This window comes from Ruegeria sp. C9 (assembly GCF_056537585.1).
This window is the reverse complement of record NZ_JBQFRU010000005.1, coordinates 238,682-256,504: the sequence shown is the minus strand read 5'-3', so window position 1 is coordinate 256,504 and position 17,823 is coordinate 238,682. Positions and strand designations below refer to the sequence as shown.

17 protein-coding genes are annotated in these 17,823 nt (G+C 57.4%); 12 read left to right on the top strand and 5 right to left on the bottom strand.

All coding sequences use genetic code 11. The features are described 5' to 3' along the window. Positions 1-69 precede the first annotated feature (69 nt). A complete protein-coding gene (locus tag ACR0NE_RS14760) occupies positions 70-2,190 on the top strand; it encodes a CHASE2 domain-containing protein (protein WP_480459842.1) in 2,121 nt (706 codons plus the stop codon). Between the two features lie 220 nt (positions 2,191-2,410). Here ACR0NE_RS14760 and hemC read toward each other — a convergent pair whose 3' ends face one another. Beyond that, positions 2,411-3,367 (bottom strand): hydroxymethylbilane synthase, encoded by a 957-nt coding sequence (gene hemC / locus ACR0NE_RS14755; RefSeq protein WP_170597223.1) that lies wholly within the window; start codon positions 3,365-3,367, stop codon positions 2,411-2,413. A gap of 107 nt (positions 3,368-3,474) precedes the next feature. On the opposite strand from hemC, the gene hemE reads away from it, so the two are divergent. After that, positions 3,475-4,509 (top strand): uroporphyrinogen decarboxylase, encoded by a 1,035-nt coding sequence (hemE, locus tag ACR0NE_RS14750; protein ID WP_170597224.1) that lies wholly within the window; start codon positions 3,475-3,477, stop codon positions 4,507-4,509. Positions 4,510-4,567: 58 nt separating this feature from the next. Here the strand turns inward: hemE and ACR0NE_RS14745 are convergent, their stop codons facing one another. Beyond that, entirely contained in the window at positions 4,568-5,662 is a 1,095-nt protein-coding gene (locus ACR0NE_RS14745; protein WP_170597225.1) for a CaiB/BaiF CoA transferase family protein, read from the bottom strand. Between the two features lie 155 nt (positions 5,663-5,817). On the opposite strand from ACR0NE_RS14745, the gene ACR0NE_RS14740 reads away from it, so the two are divergent. From ACR0NE_RS14740 to uvrC, 7 genes are all read left to right on the top strand, one after another. Beyond that, positions 5,818-6,333, top strand: coding sequence for an SRPBCC family protein (locus tag ACR0NE_RS14740; protein WP_170423597.1), 516 nt, complete (start codon positions 5,818-5,820; stop codon positions 6,331-6,333). 91 nt (positions 6,334-6,424) lie between these two features. Further along, entirely contained in the window at positions 6,425-7,354 is a 930-nt protein-coding gene (locus ACR0NE_RS14735; RefSeq protein WP_170395599.1) for an ABC transporter ATP-binding protein, read from the top strand. Then, complete coding sequence (locus ACR0NE_RS14730) at positions 7,351-8,112, top strand: ABC transporter permease (protein WP_170395601.1); 762 nt, start codon at positions 7,351-7,353, stop codon at positions 8,110-8,112. Before ACR0NE_RS14735 ends, ACR0NE_RS14730 begins: the two co-directional genes overlap by 4 nt. 104 nt (positions 8,113-8,216) lie before the next feature. Then, positions 8,217-9,014, top strand: coding sequence for a S49 family peptidase (locus ACR0NE_RS14725; protein WP_170395603.1), 798 nt, complete (start codon positions 8,217-8,219; stop codon positions 9,012-9,014). 168 nt (positions 9,015-9,182) lie between these two features. Further along, positions 9,183-10,145, top strand: coding sequence for a calcium/sodium antiporter (locus ACR0NE_RS14720; RefSeq protein ID WP_170597226.1), 963 nt, complete (start codon positions 9,183-9,185; stop codon positions 10,143-10,145). A 21-nt stretch (positions 10,146-10,166) separates the two neighbouring features. Beyond that, positions 10,167-10,946, top strand: coding sequence for an SDR family oxidoreductase (locus ACR0NE_RS14715; RefSeq protein WP_170423603.1), 780 nt, complete (start codon positions 10,167-10,169; stop codon positions 10,944-10,946). Between the two features lie 290 nt (positions 10,947-11,236). Beyond that, positions 11,237-13,111 (top strand): excinuclease ABC subunit UvrC, encoded by a 1,875-nt coding sequence (gene uvrC, locus ACR0NE_RS14710; RefSeq protein WP_170597227.1) that lies wholly within the window; start codon positions 11,237-11,239, stop codon positions 13,109-13,111. Here uvrC and ACR0NE_RS14705 read toward each other — a convergent pair. Continuing rightward, on the bottom strand, positions 13,108-13,992 hold the full coding sequence (locus ACR0NE_RS14705) for a DMT family transporter (RefSeq protein WP_170566165.1): 885 nt from the start codon (positions 13,990-13,992) through the stop codon (positions 13,108-13,110). The genes uvrC and ACR0NE_RS14705 overlap by 4 nt on opposite strands. 190 nt (positions 13,993-14,182) lie before the next feature. On the opposite strand from ACR0NE_RS14705, the gene pgsA reads away from it, so the two are divergent. Genes pgsA through ACR0NE_RS14690 form a run of 3 tightly spaced genes read left to right on the top strand, consistent with a single transcriptional unit; the run spans position 14,183 to position 15,545 of the window. Beyond that, positions 14,183-14,851: a CDP-diacylglycerol--glycerol-3-phosphate 3-phosphatidyltransferase gene (gene pgsA, locus ACR0NE_RS14700; protein ID WP_170395613.1), complete on the top strand. Its 669-nt coding sequence runs from the start codon at positions 14,183-14,185 to the stop codon at positions 14,849-14,851. A gap of 3 nt (positions 14,852-14,854) precedes the next feature. Beyond that, on the top strand, positions 14,855-15,100 hold the full coding sequence (gene moaD, locus ACR0NE_RS14695; protein ID WP_170395615.1) for a molybdopterin converting factor subunit 1: 246 nt from the start codon (positions 14,855-14,857) through the stop codon (positions 15,098-15,100). 1 nt (position 15,101) lies between these two features. Next, positions 15,102-15,545, top strand: coding sequence for a molybdopterin synthase catalytic subunit (locus ACR0NE_RS14690; RefSeq protein WP_170395617.1), 444 nt, complete (start codon positions 15,102-15,104; stop codon positions 15,543-15,545). A gap of 5 nt (positions 15,546-15,550) precedes the next feature. Here ACR0NE_RS14690 and ACR0NE_RS14685 read toward each other — a convergent pair whose 3' ends face one another. Together ACR0NE_RS14685 and ACR0NE_RS14680 are read right to left on the bottom strand one after the other, a co-directional pair. Then, positions 15,551-15,871, bottom strand: a complete 321-nt coding sequence (locus tag ACR0NE_RS14685) for a hypothetical protein (RefSeq protein ID WP_170395619.1) — start codon at positions 15,869-15,871, stop codon at positions 15,551-15,553. A gap of 1 nt (position 15,872) precedes the next feature. After that, positions 15,873-17,795, bottom strand: a complete 1,923-nt coding sequence (locus tag ACR0NE_RS14680) for an OmpA family protein (protein WP_170597228.1) — start codon at positions 17,793-17,795, stop codon at positions 15,873-15,875. Between the last annotated feature and the right edge of the window lie 28 nt (positions 17,796-17,823).

Here is a 17,823-nt window from a genome sequence, read left to right as displayed (position 1 = left end):
AGGCTTGTAGGCTTGGGGCTGATCTTGATGGGCTGCTTCATTAGGGTCGCGGATCCGTATCCCGTTCAAATGTCCAGATTGATTTACTTCGATATCCTGCAGCGGATTTCACCACGGGCCTACAACCCGGATCTGCCGGTCCGCGTGGTGGATATTGATGAAAGGTCTCTGGCAGAATGGGGCCAATGGCCTTGGCCTCGTACCCTGTTGGGTCAGATGGTCGAACGATTGGGCGAATACGGTGCCGCTGCGATTGCCTTTGATATGCTGTTTGCCGAGCCCGACCGATACTCTCCGATGCGATTGTTGCAAGACCCGACCTTGTCCGGACTACTGCAGGTGGATCAGGCCGCGATCGATCTGGACAATGACGTCAGATTTGGGGACGAAGTTGCGAAATGGCCAGTGGTTCTGGGTGTGGCAGCCCGGCAAACCGATAGCGGTTCGGCCATTGTACCGAAGGCGGGGTTAGTTGAAATCGGAGAGAACCCCGCAGCTGGCCTTGTCAGCGTTGCCCACTGGACCTCTCTGGCACCGCCATTGGGGGAAGAAGCGGCCGGGATCGGGGGTGTTAATGTTTCGCCCCAAGGAAGTTTGGGTGTGGTGCGACGGGTCCCTGTGCTTTGGTCCGGGCCCAACGGTGTATTACCTGCGCTTGGGGTTGAAGCCCTGCGGGTGGCCATGGGCGAATCCGTTTATTTTGCGGAAGGATCGCAGGACGAGATCGGCATCATGCTTGAGGTTGGTCTGGGTGATTTTGTGCTGCCGACCACCGAGAATGGCGAGATCTGGGTGCGTTACAGGCGGGACAATCCTGGCCTCTATCTGTCGGCCGATGATGTCATGCGCAGCGGTAGTGATCCAACGCTTCAGTCAGAGATAGAAGGACGGATCATTCTGGTCGGCACCTCTGCGGCGGGCCTGTTCGATATGCGCGAAACGGCTCTGGGTGAATCTGTTCCCGGTGTTTCGATCCACGCCCAGATTATCGAACAGATCATCCTTGGCGATGTGCTGAGCAGATCGGATGTTACCTCAGCGCTTGAGTTGTTGGCGTTCGTGATCCTGGGCGTCGTTGTCACAGTGGTCATGTCCAACTATGGGGCGGTCGCTTCTTTTGCTGCAGGCGGAGTGGCCGCATCGGCCGTGATTGCCATCAGTTGGTTGGCGTTCCAGAACCAGTCGGTTCTGTTTGATGCGACCTTCCCTTTGGCCGGAGGTATGGCCAATTTCGGGCTTCTGGCCGGGTACCTCTTTGTTTCGACCGAGCGGGAGAAGCGGGTGATCCGCCAGACTTTCTCGCATTATGTTGCACCGGAAATCCTCGATGAGATGGAGGCCAACGGGCATCAACTGCAATTGGGAGGTGAATCTCAGGAGATCACGGTGATGTTTTCGGACATTCGGGGCTTCACGCCATTGTCCGAATCTGTATCAGCCACCGATCTGGTGGCCTTGCTGAATGCGCTGTTCTCAGAGATCGGGGATCAGATTCTGGTCGAGCGTGGAACGATCGACAAATTTATCGGCGATGCGGTTATGGCTTTTTGGAATGCACCGCTGCCCGTGGATGATCACCCGTGCCGCGCTGCTTTGGCCGCGCTGAAGATGCGCGGCGCGTTAGATAAGTTCAACACTTTGCCCATCATGCGCGGGCGTCCTCCCATCGTTCTGGCGACTGGCTGCGCAACCGGAGTCGCCTGCGTCGGCAATATCGGCTCGCGGCGCCGGTTCAATTATACAGTAATCGGAGATGTGGTGAATGTGGCAGCGCGGATCGAACAAAACTGCCGACATGTGGATTATGATATTCTGGTCTCAGAATCTATTCGCCGTGTCACCAATTCTGATCTTGCGCTGCTAGAGGCGGGCTTCGTGGATTTGAAAGGCAAAAGCGAGCCAGAGCCTGTTTATGTACTGGTCGGAGATCGAGAAGTTGCAGGCAGTGCATCGTTTCAAAAGCTGCAGACCGCACACATAGGTCTACTAGAGGCGATACGCGCACGGGAATCACAGACCGTAGTCGCTGGGTTGTGCAAGGAGTGTGCCAAGCATGCGATGGCGGTTGAGCCAGGTTTGGCATCATTCTATCGCGCGCTACCGGGGCGCATGGCGGATTTCCGATCAGAGGTGCTTCATGCGCAGCCGGTGTTTAGTCATCATCATGGTCTGCGCGAAGGTGCAGAGTAAGTACTTCGCCATATGCTTTGGAAAAGAGAACGGGGCGCTGTTGAAAATCAACTGCGCCCCGCCGGAAGTATCAATCTCGCCCCCTCGAATACCATCTAAAACAACACGGGCTAAAACTTTCGATATATTCGAGATCGATCTTCTGTCCCCATATTTAACGAATTCGGCAGGGTAGACAGTGAAGAAGTTCACATTACCCTGAAATTGTTTAAATTTTTTCTTAGCGCCAGTCGAAAAACCCTGGTCCGGCCTGTTTCAGCAGAGAGGCGGCCATTGTCTGACCCAGTTTTGCGCCGTCTTCGAGCGCCCCGGTGGCCTCTTCGCTGATCGCCTCGGAACCGTCCGGGCGCAGAACTTCTCCACGCAGATGCAGTTGGCCATCTTGGACTTGTGCCAGACCGGCGATCGGTGTTTCGCATGAGCCATCCAGCCCGGCCAGCAGGCTGCGTTCAGCCGCAAGGCGTTGGCTTGTTTCGACATGATGAATCGCCGCCAGCATCTCGGCGGTGCGGTTATCGTCGCTGCGCCGTTCAATGCCGATGGTGCCCTGCGCAATGGCAGGTAGCATGTCATCAGGTGATATGGCAGTCGCGGGGACGTCTTTCATATCCAAGCGGCGCAATCCGGCCATGGCCAGAAAGGTACAATCGGCCACGCCATCGGCCAGCTTCTTCAGGCGAGTCTGAACATTGCCGCGAAACTCGACCACTTTCAGATCGGGCCGCCGATTCAGCAACTGCGCCCGGCGGCGCAACGATGAAGTCCCGACAACTGCGCCCACTGGCAGATCGTGAATCGAACTCAGAGTCGGCGAGATAAACGCATCGCGCACATCCTCGCGCGGCAGGAATGTATCCAGCACCAGCCCGTCAGGCTGTTCGACGGGCATGTCCTTGGTCGAATGTACGGCGATGTCGATCTCACCTTTCAGCATCGCCTCTTCGATTTCCTTGGTGAACAGACCCTTGTTGCCAATCTCTTTCAGTGGCCGGTCCGCGTCGATCATGGCGCGGTTGTCACCGGTGGTCTTGATCACCACGATCTCAAACGCGTCCTCAGGCAGGTCGAAAGCGGCGCCAAGTCTCTGACGGGTTTCATAGGCCTGTGCCAGCGCCAGCGGAGATCCACGGGTGCCGATTTTCAGAGGCGATGCGGGGGTAGGCAATATCAGACTCATGTGCACAGCTTTAGTCGCGTCACATTGCCCTGACAATGGGGGCAGAGCTTGACAAATTGCCACTGAGGGCCGACGCGTTGCACCAAACCGGAACACTGGGGGCACGAATGGCCGAGACAAAGAAATTGCTACGGGCGCTGGCGGGGGAAGTGCAGGATGTGCCGCCAATCTGGATGATGCGACAGGCCGGGAGGTATTTGCCTGAATATCGTGCAACGCGCGCGCAGGCCGGAGATTTCCTGTCTCTTTGCTATAACCCCGAGCTTGCCGCCGAAGTCACCCTTCAGCCCATTCGCCGCTACGGCTTTGATGCCGCGATCCTGTTTGCTGATATCCTGCTTGTGCCGCAGGCGCTGGGTGCGGATTTGTGGTTTGTCACCGGCGAAGGTCCTCGCCTTTCGACAATTACACGGCAGTCGGAGTTTGATGCGCTGAAGCCGGTTGATGCAATTCATGAGACGCTCTCCCCGGTGTATGAAACCGTGCGCATCCTTTCTCGCGAGCTTCCTTCTGAGACTACTTTGATTGGCTTTGCTGGCGCGCCCTGGACAGTGGCTACCTACATGATCGCCGGACGGGGCACCCCGGATCAGGGGCCAGCCCATGCGCTGCGCGAAGGAAACACTGCGCTGTTCGAGGCGCTGTTGGATCGGATCACGGCCGCGACAATTGAATACCTGTCTGCCCAAATCGAGGCAGGGGCCGAGGTTGTCAAAATATTTGATAGTTGGGCGGGATCATTGAAGGGTGAAGCGTTTCAGAAATACGCCGTAGAACCCTGTCGCGAGATTACTGCCGCCATAAAAGCCCGCCATCCGGGCATTCCCGTGATAGGTTTCCCACGCGAAGCGGATCAGGGTTACATCGGTTTCGCCAAGGCCACCGGTGTGGATTGTGTCGCGCTGGACAATTCTGTGTCGCCCGAATGGGCTGCTGCGAATGTGCAAGTCGATGGGTGTGTACAGGGCAATCTGGCTTCATCGCATATGGTGACAGGCGGGCAAGCGCTTGTCGATGAGACGCGGCGGATTGTCGAAGCCTTCTCAAAAGGACCGCATATCTTCAATTTGGGTCATGGTATTACGCCAGATGCAGACCCTGAGAACGTTCAATTGATGATCGATACGGTGCGCGGGCGGTAAGCCTGGCGAGGGGGCCAGCCCCCTCTTGGCCTGCGGCCAATTCACCCCCGAGGTATTTTTAGCCAGATGAAGCGGGAGGAAGTTCGTTCAAAATCTCATTTGTATGCTCTCCGCGTTTGGGGCTGGGCCGCGGTTGCCAGTTGTAGGTTGAGAATCTAGGAGCGGCTGCGGCTTGACGTGTTTCGTCGTGGTCGCCCCATGTTTGGCGAGCCGAATTCATGGGGTGATCTCGTGCTTCTTGTGGACTTAGGACCGGCGCAACGCAGGCGTCTGTCCCCTGGAATAGCGCCGCCCATTCGTCGCGCGGTTTTCTGGCAAAGATTTCGCTCAACCGTTCCGTCAGATTGGGCCAAGCGGTCTGGTCGTATTGCTGAGCGAACTCCGCATCATCGCTGAGCCCGAGGATGTCCAGGAAGTGAGCATAGAATTTTGGCTCCAGACATTGAACTGAGATGAAGCCGCCATCTGCGCAGGCGTAGGTTCGGCTCCAATGCGGTCCGTCAAGCAGGCTTTGACCCCGGGTGTCGGACAGGTTGCCGGTTTGGCGCAGGCTCATCAGCAAATTCATCATGTGTGCCGAGCCATCGTAGATGGCGGCGTCCACCACCGTGCCTTTGCCTGTGCTCCGGGCATTCAGAAGCCCGGCGAGCAGACCTGCAACCAGATACATCGCACCACCGCCGATATCCCCGACAAGTGTTGCGGGCGTCAAAGGCGGTTGGCCGGGCAGCGACGCGTAGGATAAAGCCCCTGAAAGGGCGATATAGTTGAGATCATGGCCCGCTGTCTCAGAAAGTGGGCTATGCTGCCCCCAGCCTGTCATTCGGCCATAGACCAGCTTTGGGTTCAGGTAATGACAGTCTTCCGGCCCCAGCCCCAGCTTTTCCATCACGCCGGGGCGAAAACCCTCGATCAGCGCATCAGCCGTTGCGATCAGCCGTTTTGCAACGCTAAGGTCCTGCGGGTCTTTGAGGTCCAGCGCAATTGATCGTTTGCCGCGATCCAGCAGCGAACGTTCAGGCATACCCGGAGTGACGGCGGACCATTTGCGATGGATGGTGATGACATCGGCGCCCATATCCGCCAGCAGCATGGCCGCGAAGGGGGCTGGGCCCAGCCCCTCGATTTCGATGATGCGTATGCCGTGCAGCATGTCTTCCTCCTGCGGCGCAGGGTTTCTGTTGGGCGGAGCGAATGCAAGCGAAGAATCCCGATCCAGTGCCTTGGTGTGAGCAAACTGGTTGCCTGCATCGATGTTTCAGGGCTAGGTCTTTGTGGTCTGCCGTAGGATTAAAAAGAGGTTGAGAGATGCAGTTAAGCGATACCCGTGAAATTCAGGCGCCGCCTGCCGCCGTTTACGCTGCGTTGCTGGACCCTGAAGTATTGAAAGCCTGCATCAGCGGCGCGCAGGAGATTACCGGCGATCCAACCGAGGGGTATAATGCGACCGTGGTGCAAAAGGTTGGCCCTGTGAAGGCGACTTTCAAAGGCACTGTGACCATGTCCGACATGGTTGAGCCTGAACGCCTGACCATCGCTGGTGAGGGCAAGGGGGGCGCCGCAGGCTTTGCCAAGGGAAGCGCAGATGTAACCTTCGCGCCCAGCGAGGCTGGTGGCACCCTTCTGACCTACGAGGTCGAGGCTAAGGTGGGTGGCAAACTGGCTCAGCTGGGCAGCCGCCTGATTGATGGGTTTGCCAAGAAGATGGCCGATCAGTTTTTCGCCAATCTTCAAGAATATTTCGAAGGTCCGCCACCGCAAGAAGACGCTGCCGAAGAAGAGACCAAGTCAGGCTGGCTAGGTCGCCTGACGGGACGAGACTGAACCCTGCGCACACGCGCATGGCACTGTGCGGAATTGGACTGTTCGACGATGGTCCGTCACGATAGGTTGCGGGGTCAGAACGAGGGTACGCATGACGACCATATTGTCGATCCGGGATTTGCGGAAGTCTTATGCCGATGGGTTTGAGGCGCTGAAAGGTGTGTCTCTGGACATTGAAGAAGGTGAGATTCTAGCGCTGTTGGGCCCCAATGGGGCGGGTAAAACAACGCTGATCTCGACTGTGTGCGGTATTACCACGCCGACTTCGGGCTCGGTCACCGTAGGTGGCCATGACATCCAGACCGAGTACCGCGCAGCCCGCAAGATGATTGGGCTGGTGCCGCAGGAAATCGCGCTGGAACCGTTCGAGAAGGTCTGGAACACTGTCCGCTTTTCGCGCGGGCTGTTCGGTCATAGCGGAGACAACGCTAGGATCGAGGAAATCCTGCGCAAGCTGTCCCTATGGGACAAACGCCGTAACGCAATCAAGGAACTATCGGGAGGCATGAAGCGACGTGTGCTGATCGCGAAAGCCTTGGCGCATGAGCCAAGGGTGCTGTTTCTGGATGAACCCACCGCCGGCGTAGATGTCGAGCTACGTAAGGACATGTGGGAGATCGTGGCCGAATTGAAGCAGGCTGGTGTCACCATCATCCTGACCACTCACTACATCGAGGAAGCCGAGGCAATCGCCGACCGTGTGGGTGTCATCGACAAGGGTGAGCTTTTGCTCGTGCAGGACAAAGACACATTGATGGCGCAGATGGGCAAAAAGCAGATTGAGGTCATGTTGACCGAGCCTATTTTATCGGTTCCCGACGTTCTGTCCGATCATCAACTGACGCTCAACGGTGCAGGCGATGCGCTGATCTATACTTACGACACCAATGCCGAGCGCACGGGCATCACCACTCTTCTCAATGATGTTGCACAGGCCGGTTTAGTGCTGCGTGATGTGCAGACGCGGCAATCGAGCCTTGAAGAGATTTTCGTCAACCTCGTGTCCGGAGAACCCGCATGAACTGGTCCGCTATTACTGCCATCTACCGGTTTGAAATGGCCCGGTTCTTTCGCACACTGGCGCAGAGTTTTTTGTCTCCGGTCCTGTCGACCTCGCTTTATTTCGTGGTGTTTGGCACTGCCATCGGCAGTCGCATTCAAGAGATCGAAGGCGTGTCCTATGGGGCCTTCATTGTGCCGGGTCTGATCATGTTGTCCGTAGTGATGCTATCAATCTCGAATGCGTCCTTTGGCATCTACTTCCCCAAATTCTTGGGTACGATTTATGAGTTACTTTCAGCCCCCATCAATTTCATCGAGATTGTGATTGGCTATGTGGGCGCGGCCGCAACTAAGGCACTGTTTGTAGGTCTTGTCATTCTGGCCACTGCGACGTTCTTTGTGGACATTCGCATTGAACACCCGTTTGCCATGGCGGCTTTCCTGATCTTGTCTTGCCTCAGTTTCTCGCTGCTGGGGTTTATCGTGGGCATTTGGGCCGGAAATTTTGAGCAAATGTCGCTTGTCCCCCAGCTTGTTGTGACGCCCCTGATTTTTCTGGGTGGGACGTTTTACTCGATCTCGATGCTACCTCCGCTTTGGCAGACGATCACTCTGTTCAACCCTGTGGTTTATCTGATTTCCGGGTTCCGCTGGTCATTCTATGGTATCGCAGATGTCCCGATATTTTGGAGCCTTCTGGCCATACTAGCCTTCACCGGAATATGCCTCGCGATCATTGGCTGGATCTTCAAAACCGGTTGGCGCATCCGCAGCTAGGGCGTTGCATTTTTGCCCATCAGGTGTGTGAAATTGGTTCACGTCGCGTTTATGGCGCTTCGGGTCTCTTGTTTACGGCTCCGGCGCGCTCTACATCGGCTTCCATGAAACTCAGCCTGCCCTTCATGAAAAAGCCGCCACTTGTGGCCGTTGTTCGCCTGTCCGGTGCCATTGGAATGGCCGGGCGAGGGTCGATGAACGCGACCGCTCTGGCACCGGTGTTGGAGAAAGCCTTTCGCAAGGGCAAGCCCGCTGCGGTCGCGCTGGAGATCAATTCGCCGGGCGGCTCCCCCGTTCAAAGCTCATTAATCGGTGCGCGTATCCAACGGCTGGCGGAAGAGCTTAAGATCCCTGTCTACGCCTTCGTCGAAGACGTGGCGGCTTCGGGTGGATATTGGTTGGCGGTTTCAGCGGATGAGATTTGGGCCGATGACAGTTCGGTTCTGGGGTCGATCGGCGTGATATCGTCGGGATTTGGCGCGCATGTTTTTCTGGCACGTCAGGGCTTTGAACGGCGCGTACATACTGCGGGTCAGTCGAAATCAATGCTCGACCCGTTTGCTCCGGAAAAGAAAGAAGACATTGCACGGCTCAAAGTGCTGCTGGGCGATATCCACGAGAATTTCATAACCCATGTGAAATCTCGCCGGGACGGCAAGCTGGACAGCAGCGCTGATCTGTTCAACGGCGAGGTCTGGCTGGCCCGTCGCGCGCAACAGCTGGGCCTGATCGATGGTATTGCCCATCTGAAGCCCAAGATGCAGGAGAAGTTTGGCGACAAAGTCAGGTTCCGCCGCTATGGCCTGCGCAAACCGATCTGGTCGCGCTTCGGCGCGACGCTGGCGCAGGATGCCATAGCCGGGTTTGAGGAGCGCGCTGCCTACGCGCGTTTCGGGTTGTAGAGTGATCATCAAAGCAGTCACCTTGTTCCTGATCGCCATGGGCGTTCTGGCGATGTTCGGCAAGCTACGCTTTCCTGGACAGAAACGATTGAGTTCTGCGAAATGTCCGCGTTGTGGGCGGTTTAGGATCGGCAAAGGCCCGTGTCCTTGCGAAGAAGGAGGCCGTGGATGACGGCATGGCTGTTCTCCGGCCTCGGGCTGCTGATCCTGTTGTTGGCAGGCGACGCGCTGGTGCGAGGGGCCGTGAACCTCAGCCTGCGGTTGGGGGTTCCCGCCCTGATCGTCAGCCTGACAATAGTTGCCTTTGGAACTTCGGCCCCTGAGCTGCTGATTGCAATCAGCGCCATCAAGGAAAACGCGCCGGGCATTGCGTTGGGTAACGTGGTGGGCTCGAATACAGCGAATATCTTGCTGGTTCTGGGATTGCCCGCGCTTCTGGCGACCTTGCACACAAGCGAGTGCGACAGCCGCAAGAACTACATCTTCATGCTTCTGGCGTCGGTGTTATTTATCGGGTTGGCTTTTTGCGGGGTCTTTAATCTGCTCAGCGGGGCAATTTTGCTGGCTGCGTTGGCTCTGATCCTCGGCAACGCGTTTCGCGAAGCACATGCGCACCGTAAAGCCTGTGGTGAAGCTTGTGCCGATGAGGACGAGCTTGAGGGTCTTGAGGAAGCAGATCCTGACATGCCTTATTGGAAGGTGTCGATCTACCTGATCCTCGGCTTGATCGGCCTGCCAATGGGTGCGCATCTGCTGGTCGAAAATGCGACCGTCATTGCCCGGAACTATGGTGTGAGCGAAACAGTGATCGGCCTTACGCTGATCGCGGTGGGTACGTCCCTGCCGGAACTGTCGACAACCGTCATGGCTGCCCTGAGGCGACAAGCGGATGTGGCACTGGGTAACGTCATCGGATCGAACATGTTCAATCTGCTAGCCATTGTCGGCATTACGACCTTGTTTGGGCGTATTCCCGTCGATCCTGAATTCCTGCGTTTCGATCTGTGGGTGATGCTCGGCGCGTCGCTCTTGTTGGTTCCTTTTGTGTTCTTCAAGAAAGATATCACACGCGTCTGGGGCCTGATCTTGACAGCGCTCTATGTGATCTATGTTGCAAGCCTGTTAGCCTGACCTGACGAGGAGAATGAGCCCATGACCCGAGCATTGGTGACCGGTGCCGGTAAACGCCTTGGTCGTGCCATGGCGCTGTATTTGGCGCAGCGCGGCATGGATGTCGCTGTGCACTATTCCAGTTCGGATCAGGCTGCGCGTGAAACGGTTGATGAGGTTCAGGCGCTGGGCCGAAAGTCAGTTGCGCTGCAGGCCGATCTGCTTGATGAGGGGCAAGTCAGCTCATTGCTGCCGCGTGCAGCTGAGGCGCTGGGTGGTCCGATCACCTGTCTGGTCAACAATGCATCGATATTTGAGTATGACAATATCCACACAGCTACCCGCCAAAGCTGGGATCGGCATCTCGACAGCAACCTGCGCGCACCATTCGTACTGACCCAAGCCATGGCCGAGCAGGGGTTGCAGCCGGAGCTTGATGATCAGGGAGAGCCTCTGGCGATTGGGCTGATCGTGAACATGGTGGATATGCGGGTGCGTAAACTGACGCCTGAGTTCATGTCATACACGATTGCCAAGATGGGGTTGTGGGCCTTGACCCGGACTGCAGCGCAGGCTCTGACACCCGCAATCCGTGTGAACGCGATCGGCCCCGGTCCAACGCTACAGGGTCATCGCCAAAGTGATGCCCATTTTAGCGCTCAGCGGCAGAACACGATTCTGGAGCGCGGCGCGAACCCGTCGGATATCACTGCTGCGCTGGGATACTTTCTGGACGCACATGCCGTTACGGGGCAGCTTCTTTGCGTCGATGGTGGGCAACATTTGGGTTGGCAAACACCCGATGTTCTTGGTGTAGAATAAGTAAATCTGCTGCAAGTTTTGCACCGCTCTCATCTCTGTTACTCGAGCGTTACAAAAATGTCTTAATTTTCATACACTTGTCTCAGATCAACAAATTTATCTTTTAAAAACAACACCATAATTTCCTGCCTATTTTTTGTGCAGATCAACGAATAGGCAAGGATTCAAGGGAAAATCACGATGCCCCTAAAGTTATCTGCACAGTTATCCACAGAAGTCGTGGATTTGTTTTCTCTTGATCTGAAGCGCACAAGATTGCAGCCATGGTCAGAGAATCATATCTCAGACTCATGACCGCCAGCACCGATCCCGAATCGTCGACCCAAGCCACCGGCTATGCCTGCATTCAGCGTTATGCGAAAACGCTGGACAGCTCGCCGGGTGTGTATCGGATGTTGGATGGGGACAGCCGAGTTCTTTACGTAGGTAAAGCGCGAAACCTGAAGGCGAGGGTATCGAACTACACCCGCCCGGGACATTCGGGTCGGATCGAGAAAATGATCGCCGCAACTGCCTCGATGATGTTTCTGACCACTCGGACCGAGACCGAGGCGCTGCTGCTGGAACAGAACCTGATCAAGCAGCTCAAGCCCAAATACAACGTATTGTTGCGGGATGACAAAAGCTTCCCGAATATTCTGGTCGCCAAGGATCATGCCTTTCCGCAGATCAAAAAGCACCGAGGGGCGAAGAAAGAAAAGGGGGCTTATTTTGGCCCCTTCGCCAGTGCAGGCGCGGTGAACAGGACGCTGAACCAGCTGCAAAAGGCGTTCCTGCTGCGGAACTGTTCGGATTCCATGTTCGATAGCCGGACCCGGCCGTGCCTGCTCTATCAGATCAAGCGATGTTCTGGGCCGTGCGTCGGACTGATCTCGGAAGCCGATTATCGTGAAAGCGTTAAGGATGCCGAAAGGTTCCTGTCAGGCCGATCTACCAAAGTGCAGGAAGATCTCGCCGCGCAGATGATGGCTGCCTCCGAGGCGATGGAGTTCGAACGAGCCGCCGGTTTGCGCGACCGTATCCGGGCGCTGACGCAGGTGCAGACGTCTCAGGGCATCAATCCGCGCGGTGTGGCCGAGGCTGACGTCATTGGCCTCTATATGGACAGCGGTCAAGCCTGCGTTCAGGTGTTTTTCATCCGGGCCAACCAGAACTGGGGTAACCGCGATTTCTATCCGCGCGTCGGCCCGGATGTGTCACAGGCTGAGGCGATGGAAGCGTTCCTGGGCCAGTTCTATGACAACAAGGAACCACCCCGGCAGTTGATCCTGTCTGATGCAATCGAGAATGCCGATCTGATGCAGGAGGCATTGTCCGAAAAAGCTGGACGCAAGGTGGAAATCCTGGTGCCCCAGCGCGGTGAAAAGCAGGAACTGATCGCCGGTGCCTTGCGCAACGCTCGTGAATCGTTGGCCCGGCGGATGTCGGAAAGTGCCACGCAGGCCAAATTGCTACGCGGCGTGGCCGAGGCATTTGATCTGGACGCGCCGCCCAACCGGATCGAGGTTTACGACAACTCTCACATTCAAGGCACCAACGCCGTGGGCGGCATGATCGTCGCGGGCCCAGAAGGGTTCATGAAAAACGCCTATCGCAAATTCAACATCCGCGGCGACGACCTAACACCCGGCGATGACTTCGGCATGATGAAAGAGGTCCTGACCCGCCGTTTTACGCGCCTGCAAAAGGAAGATCCGGATCGGGACAAAGGGCATTGGCCCGATCTGCTGCTGATCGACGGTGGCGCGGGGCAGGTGAGCGCCGTACATGAGATCATGGCCCAGCATGGGGTCGAGGACATCCCGATGGTCGGTGTTGCCAAGGGTGTTGATCGAGATCACGGCAAGGAAGAGTTCCACCGCATCGGGCAGCGCCCTTTTGCACTGAAACGCAACGATCCCGTATTGTACTTTATCCAGCGCTTGCGGGATGAGGCGCACCGCTTTGCCATCGGCACCCATCGCGCGAAACGCGCCAAGGCGGTTGGTGCAACGCCACTGGACGAAATCCCCGGCGTCGGGGCCGCGCGCAAACGCGCCCTGCTGACTCATTTCGGCAGCGCCAAAGCGGTGAGCCGAGCCAATTTGGCGGATCTTAAAGCCGTCGAGGGGATTTCAGCCGGGTTGGCGCAGAAGGTCTATGACTTCTTCCATGACAAGGGCTAGGCTTTTCGCCCCCGCCAAAGGATATAGAGGCCCGACGCCACGATGAGGCCGCAGCCAATCCACATGGTCTGATCCAATCGCTCGCCAAACATCACCACGCCCAAGCCGATACCGAACAACAGCCGCGAATAGCGAAACGGCGTCACAGATGAGACCTCGCCGGTGCGCATCGCCTTCATCAGCGCGGCATAGGCCATGACCCCCATCACAATCGCCCCGCCCATGTGCAGGCTGACATTAGGCGTCAGAGTTTGCAGCGGTGTTCCTTCCCAGAATCGATAAGCCAAACCCGCGACAATGATGCAGAGGAAGCCATAGAACCCCAGAACCTCAGTGCCCAGTGTTGCGGGCGCGGCGCGGCTGGCCAGATCGCGCCCCGCAAAGCCGAGCATCCCCAGCACGGCAAGGATTGACAGGGCCGAGAAGCTGTCTCCGGTCGGTTGGATGATGATCACAACGCCAACAAGACCGATCAAAATGGCGCTCCATCGCCGCCAGCCGACGGATTCTCCAAAGAACAACGCGGCCCCTGCGACGACAACCAGTGGTGTGGCCTGCAGGATCACCGTGGCCGATGACAGTGGCGTCAAAGCGATCGCCAGCACATAGAACAAACGTCCAAGAATCTCGAAGACCACACGCACCTTCATTGGGCGCGACAACACGTCGGGCTGGAACAGACGCGTGCTACGTACTGTGGCAACCGCTGCGTAGATTACAGCACCGCCCGCACCGAAGAGAACAAGCACTTGCCAGATCGGGATCGACGCCGAAGCCGCCTTAAGCAGCGCATCCTCCAGCGCGAACAGTGCCATTGCGGCGACCATCCAGGCGCTGCCGATCAGATTTGACCGGGGATCGGTTTGAATATGCGGTGTCATGTCAGCTCTGGGGTGTTGTCTGGTTGGCCAGCCGACAATCTGACGCCAAAGCAATCAAGTGCCAAGATGAAATCTGTAATGTGACCACCGCTGCGACGCTTTGACTTTTAAGACAGCAAACGCTTGTGTTGGGTCAGTTTTTTAAGACCCTGTCTTTTCTGTCTTGAACCGGCGATGTAGGGTCCAAGCCATGAAATGGAACCTGCCGAATATTCTGACTGTACTGCGCCTTGTGGCGGCCCCCGGTCTCGCCGTGATGTTTCTGTATTTCACCCGTCCCTATGCGGATTGGTTTGCTTTGATCCTGTTCCTGTCAGCGGCGATCACCGATTGGTTCGACGGGTATCTGGCGCGCGCCTGGAAACAGGAAACGAAGATTGGCGCCATGCTGGATCCCATTGCCGACAAGGCAATGGTGGTAATCGCGCTGATGATATTGGTGGGCTATTCGACTGAACACTGGACACCATGGCTGGTCCTGCCCGCGACAGTGATCCTGTTTCGCGAAGTCTTTGTCTCAGGCTTGCGAGAGTATCTGGGCGATGTGGCCGGAACCCTGAAGGTCACCAAGCTAGCCAAGTGGAAAACGACGGCACAGATGGTAGCGATCGCGATCCTGTTCTCGCAGGGGATATTCGAGCACCATTTTGTGATGGCCACGTTTGGCATGGATGCGACAACCATTGATCAGGTTCTGGCAGGGCAGGTCGAGGACCTGAACAACATCCGCTGGCATCTTGAGGCCATGTTCTGGTCAGGTCGTATCGGGCTATGGCTGCTCTGGATTGCCGCGACGCTGACATTGATCACGGGCTATGACTACCTACGTAAAGCCATGCCCCACCTGAAGGAGAGCTAACCGATGAACGTGCTGTATTTCGCTTGGGTGCGCGAACGCATCGGCCTGCCGAAAGAGAAGATTGAAACTGAGGCCGCAACAGTCAGCGATTTGGTCGCGGAACTGAGCGCGCGTGAGGATCGCTATGCTGCTGCCTTTGCCGATCTGTCGGCCTTGCGCGTGGCTCTGGACCAAGAGCTTTCGGATTTTGACGCCCCGCTGACCGGTGTGCGCGAGGTTGCGTTCTTTCCGCCCATGACGGGTGGCTAGAATGCGGATCGTCGTGCAGGAGGCCCCGTTCGATCTGGGGGCCGAAGCCAACGCTTTTGCCGCCGGGGACGATACCAACGGGGCCATCGTGACCTTCACAGGCGTTGTGCGCGATCTGGCTTCGGGCGATCTGGATGTGATGGAGATCGAGCACTATCCCGGCATGACCGAACGCGCCCTAACCAAGATAGCGGAAGAGGCGCAAGCCCGTTGGTCACTGGGCAACGTTCTGGTGATCCACCGCCACGGAAGGCTTGCGCCGGGTGACCGTATCATGATGGTCGCTACCGCCGCACCGCACCGCAAAGATGCGTTTGAGGCGGCGGAATATCTGATGGATTACCTCAAGTCTCGCGCGCCATTCTGGAAGAAGGAAATCACCACTTCCGGAGCAGAATGGGTGGCTGCCAAGGACGAGGATGAAGACGCGCTGACCCGCTGGTAGGGTGCCTAGTCTGCGTTGTTGATCCGCCCGCGCATCTCTTCGGCTTCCTGCCGCGCCGCGCGCAGCCCTTCCATTGCGGCATTCAACTCGGCTTCGGTTTGCGTCAGCTGGTTGGTCAGCTCTGCCTCACGCTGCTGCAAATATGTGATGGCCTGATCGCGTGTTTCTTCGGCCTCGTGCAGTTCCTGACTCATGCGGTCAAGATCGGCCACGTCGCTTTGGCGAACACGGGACAGCCGATGGGCCAGCCAGTTGGCGAACCAACCCATGCAGAAAGCTGCGAACAGGATAATGGCTGTGGCGATGATGAATTCTGTTCTGTTCAACTTACTGGTCCTCTGAGCCTGCATCCGGTGCGTCGGTTTCAGGTGTCTCGATTTCGGCCTCAGATTCGGCCTCGGCTTCCATCGCCTCAAGCCCGGTCAGGGTGTTGGCCACGGGTTCAGGACGGATCAGGCGAAACTCTATGCGGCGGTTCTCTTCGCGGCCTTCTTCGGTTTCGTTATCGGCGATGGGCTGCGTCTCGCCATACCCGACCGCAGAAAAGCTTGAGGTCGGCACGCGCCGTCCGCGCAATTCGTTCAGGATCGACTGCGCGCGCGACTGGCTGAGCTGCTGGTTCATCTCTTCACGGCCCTGACTGTCGGTATGGCCCTGAATCTCCAACCGGATGGGGCCACATTCACGCAGGATGTCCGCGATCTGGTTCAGGGCATCTCGCGAGTCTGCTGCGACGGTGGCTGATCCCGGTTCAAACGCAATTTTGCTGACGGCCTGAACCTCGGCCAGCTGCTCTTCGCAGACCTCAGGGTCGGGCGGCGCGTCGGCGGGTGCGGGCGGCTCCTGATAGGTGATTGACAGGGTGTAATCCTGCGCCTCGCCCAGCTTGTCCGACAGCATGCCGGCGATCCGGGCCTTGGCGTCGGGATCATGGCTGATGCCCGACAGCGCTACATTGTCCGGCGTAACGGTCAGGGCGCCATTGTGCAGTTGCGACAGTGCCTCCAGCCCGGCCAAGACGCGTATGGGCCAATCCGCGGGCAGGTCCGGTGCAATCCGGGTGGCTGTGTGCACCTGCAATGATCCAAAGGCGGCACGTGCAAAGCTGTCGGTCATTTCACGCAGCGTTTCGTCACTCAGACGGCCACGCAGTTGAACCAAACCCTCAGGGCTACGTGTTGCGACGAATTCAATAGGCCCAGTCGGGTCATCCGGTTCGGGTTCGGGAAGAATTGCATGCAAGGCGAAAACCTCGGGCAGCGTATTTTCGAGCTCTCCCACGATCCGGTCGAAATCCAAAGGGTTAGTCCCTTGTGTGGCAACTAGAGTGATATCCGCATCCGACAGAGTAACTGAACCCTGACCAAGTTCGGATAGCGCACGAATGCTGAGCTGCGCTGCATTCGCCCAACGCGGAGACGGTACGCCTAGCCCAATGGTGCAGGAATAGGGGCCGGTCAGTCCGGCCTCTTGTGCCGCAGCGACGATGATGTCGCGCGCAACTTCATCCTGGGCCGAGCACGCATCAAACTGCCCGCCATCTTCATCAATCAAATAGCGCAGCGTGAATGGTGTGATTACCGGGCGAGGTGCCGAAATCGAAAGGCCGATTCGCAGACCTGGTGGCGCGGCGCGGCTCAGGTCTTGTTCCAGCTGGTCTTTCTCTTGCTGGCTATCGGCAATCGCCGTGATACGCACCAACCCTGGGCTGGCAGATATCTTGGCCCGTGGCAAATCCGAGAGCGCTTCGATCGCATAGTCGATTGCCTGATCCCAACCGTCTGGCTTGGGATAGTCGGCACTTTCCATCAGGTCCGAAACTGACGCGTCCCGATCAAGGCGTTGCAGCCTGTCTACTAGATCATCGCGATCCAGAGCCGCAGGTACTAGCCCGATAATCGAAATTCCACTGTCATTGCGCAAGATCTCGGTAGAAAAGCGGGGCGGTGTCAGATCGGCGGTGGGAGCAACCTCCATCTCGTCAATGACGCGCGAGGTGTCGACCTCGGTGCCCGCAGCGATCAGGGCGTTGAATCGGGTCGCCTCAGTCGGGGCCGTGCCGGTCAGAACGACACGCAGGCCGTCGGATTCGACTTCGGCCCAATCATGCCCCTGCAAGTTCAAGGCCTTTCGCACGGCCAGTTCCGAGGCGTCTTCGATCTTGCTGACCGCAAATCCAGCGACCACCAGCGATAGAACGGCGGACACCGCGAAAATCAACGCAACAGCTAGGGCGTAAGGCAGACGCATGGGCGAAATCGAGACTCCTCGGGCGGTT

Coding starts and splice junctions, on each gene's coding strand:
- ACR0NE_RS14705 (WP_170566165.1), bottom strand. CDS start 13,992: ATGACACCGCATATTCAAACCGATCCCCGGTCAAATCTGATCGGCAGC.
- ACR0NE_RS14760 (WP_480459842.1), top strand. CDS start 70: ATGTCCAGATTGATTTACTTCGATATCCTGCAGCGGATTTCACCACGG.
- hemE (WP_170597224.1), top strand. CDS start 3,475: ATGGCCGAGACAAAGAAATTGCTACGGGCGCTGGCGGGGGAAGTGCAG.
- moaD (WP_170395615.1), top strand. CDS start 14,855: ATGAACGTGCTGTATTTCGCTTGGGTGCGCGAACGCATCGGCCTGCCG.
- ACR0NE_RS14735 (WP_170395599.1), top strand. CDS start 6,425: ATGACGACCATATTGTCGATCCGGGATTTGCGGAAGTCTTATGCCGAT.
- ACR0NE_RS14690 (WP_170395617.1), top strand. CDS start 15,102: ATGCGGATCGTCGTGCAGGAGGCCCCGTTCGATCTGGGGGCCGAAGCC.
- uvrC (WP_170597227.1), top strand. CDS start 11,237: ATGACCGCCAGCACCGATCCCGAATCGTCGACCCAAGCCACCGGCTAT.
- ACR0NE_RS14680 (WP_170597228.1), bottom strand. CDS start 17,795: ATGCGTCTGCCTTACGCCCTAGCTGTTGCGTTGATTTTCGCGGTGTCC.
- ACR0NE_RS14725 (WP_170395603.1), top strand. CDS start 8,217: ATGAAACTCAGCCTGCCCTTCATGAAAAAGCCGCCACTTGTGGCCGTT.
- ACR0NE_RS14715 (WP_170423603.1), top strand. CDS start 10,167: ATGACCCGAGCATTGGTGACCGGTGCCGGTAAACGCCTTGGTCGTGCC.
- hemC (WP_170597223.1), bottom strand. CDS start 3,367: ATGAGTCTGATATTGCCTACCCCCGCATCGCCTCTGAAAATCGGCACC.
- ACR0NE_RS14730 (WP_170395601.1), top strand. CDS start 7,351: ATGAACTGGTCCGCTATTACTGCCATCTACCGGTTTGAAATGGCCCGG.
- pgsA (WP_170395613.1), top strand. CDS start 14,183: ATGAAATGGAACCTGCCGAATATTCTGACTGTACTGCGCCTTGTGGCG.
- ACR0NE_RS14745 (WP_170597225.1), bottom strand. CDS start 5,662: ATGCTGCACGGCATACGCATCATCGAAATCGAGGGGCTGGGCCCAGCC.
- ACR0NE_RS14740 (WP_170423597.1), top strand. CDS start 5,818: ATGCAGTTAAGCGATACCCGTGAAATTCAGGCGCCGCCTGCCGCCGTT.
- ACR0NE_RS14720 (WP_170597226.1), top strand. CDS start 9,183: ATGACGGCATGGCTGTTCTCCGGCCTCGGGCTGCTGATCCTGTTGTTG.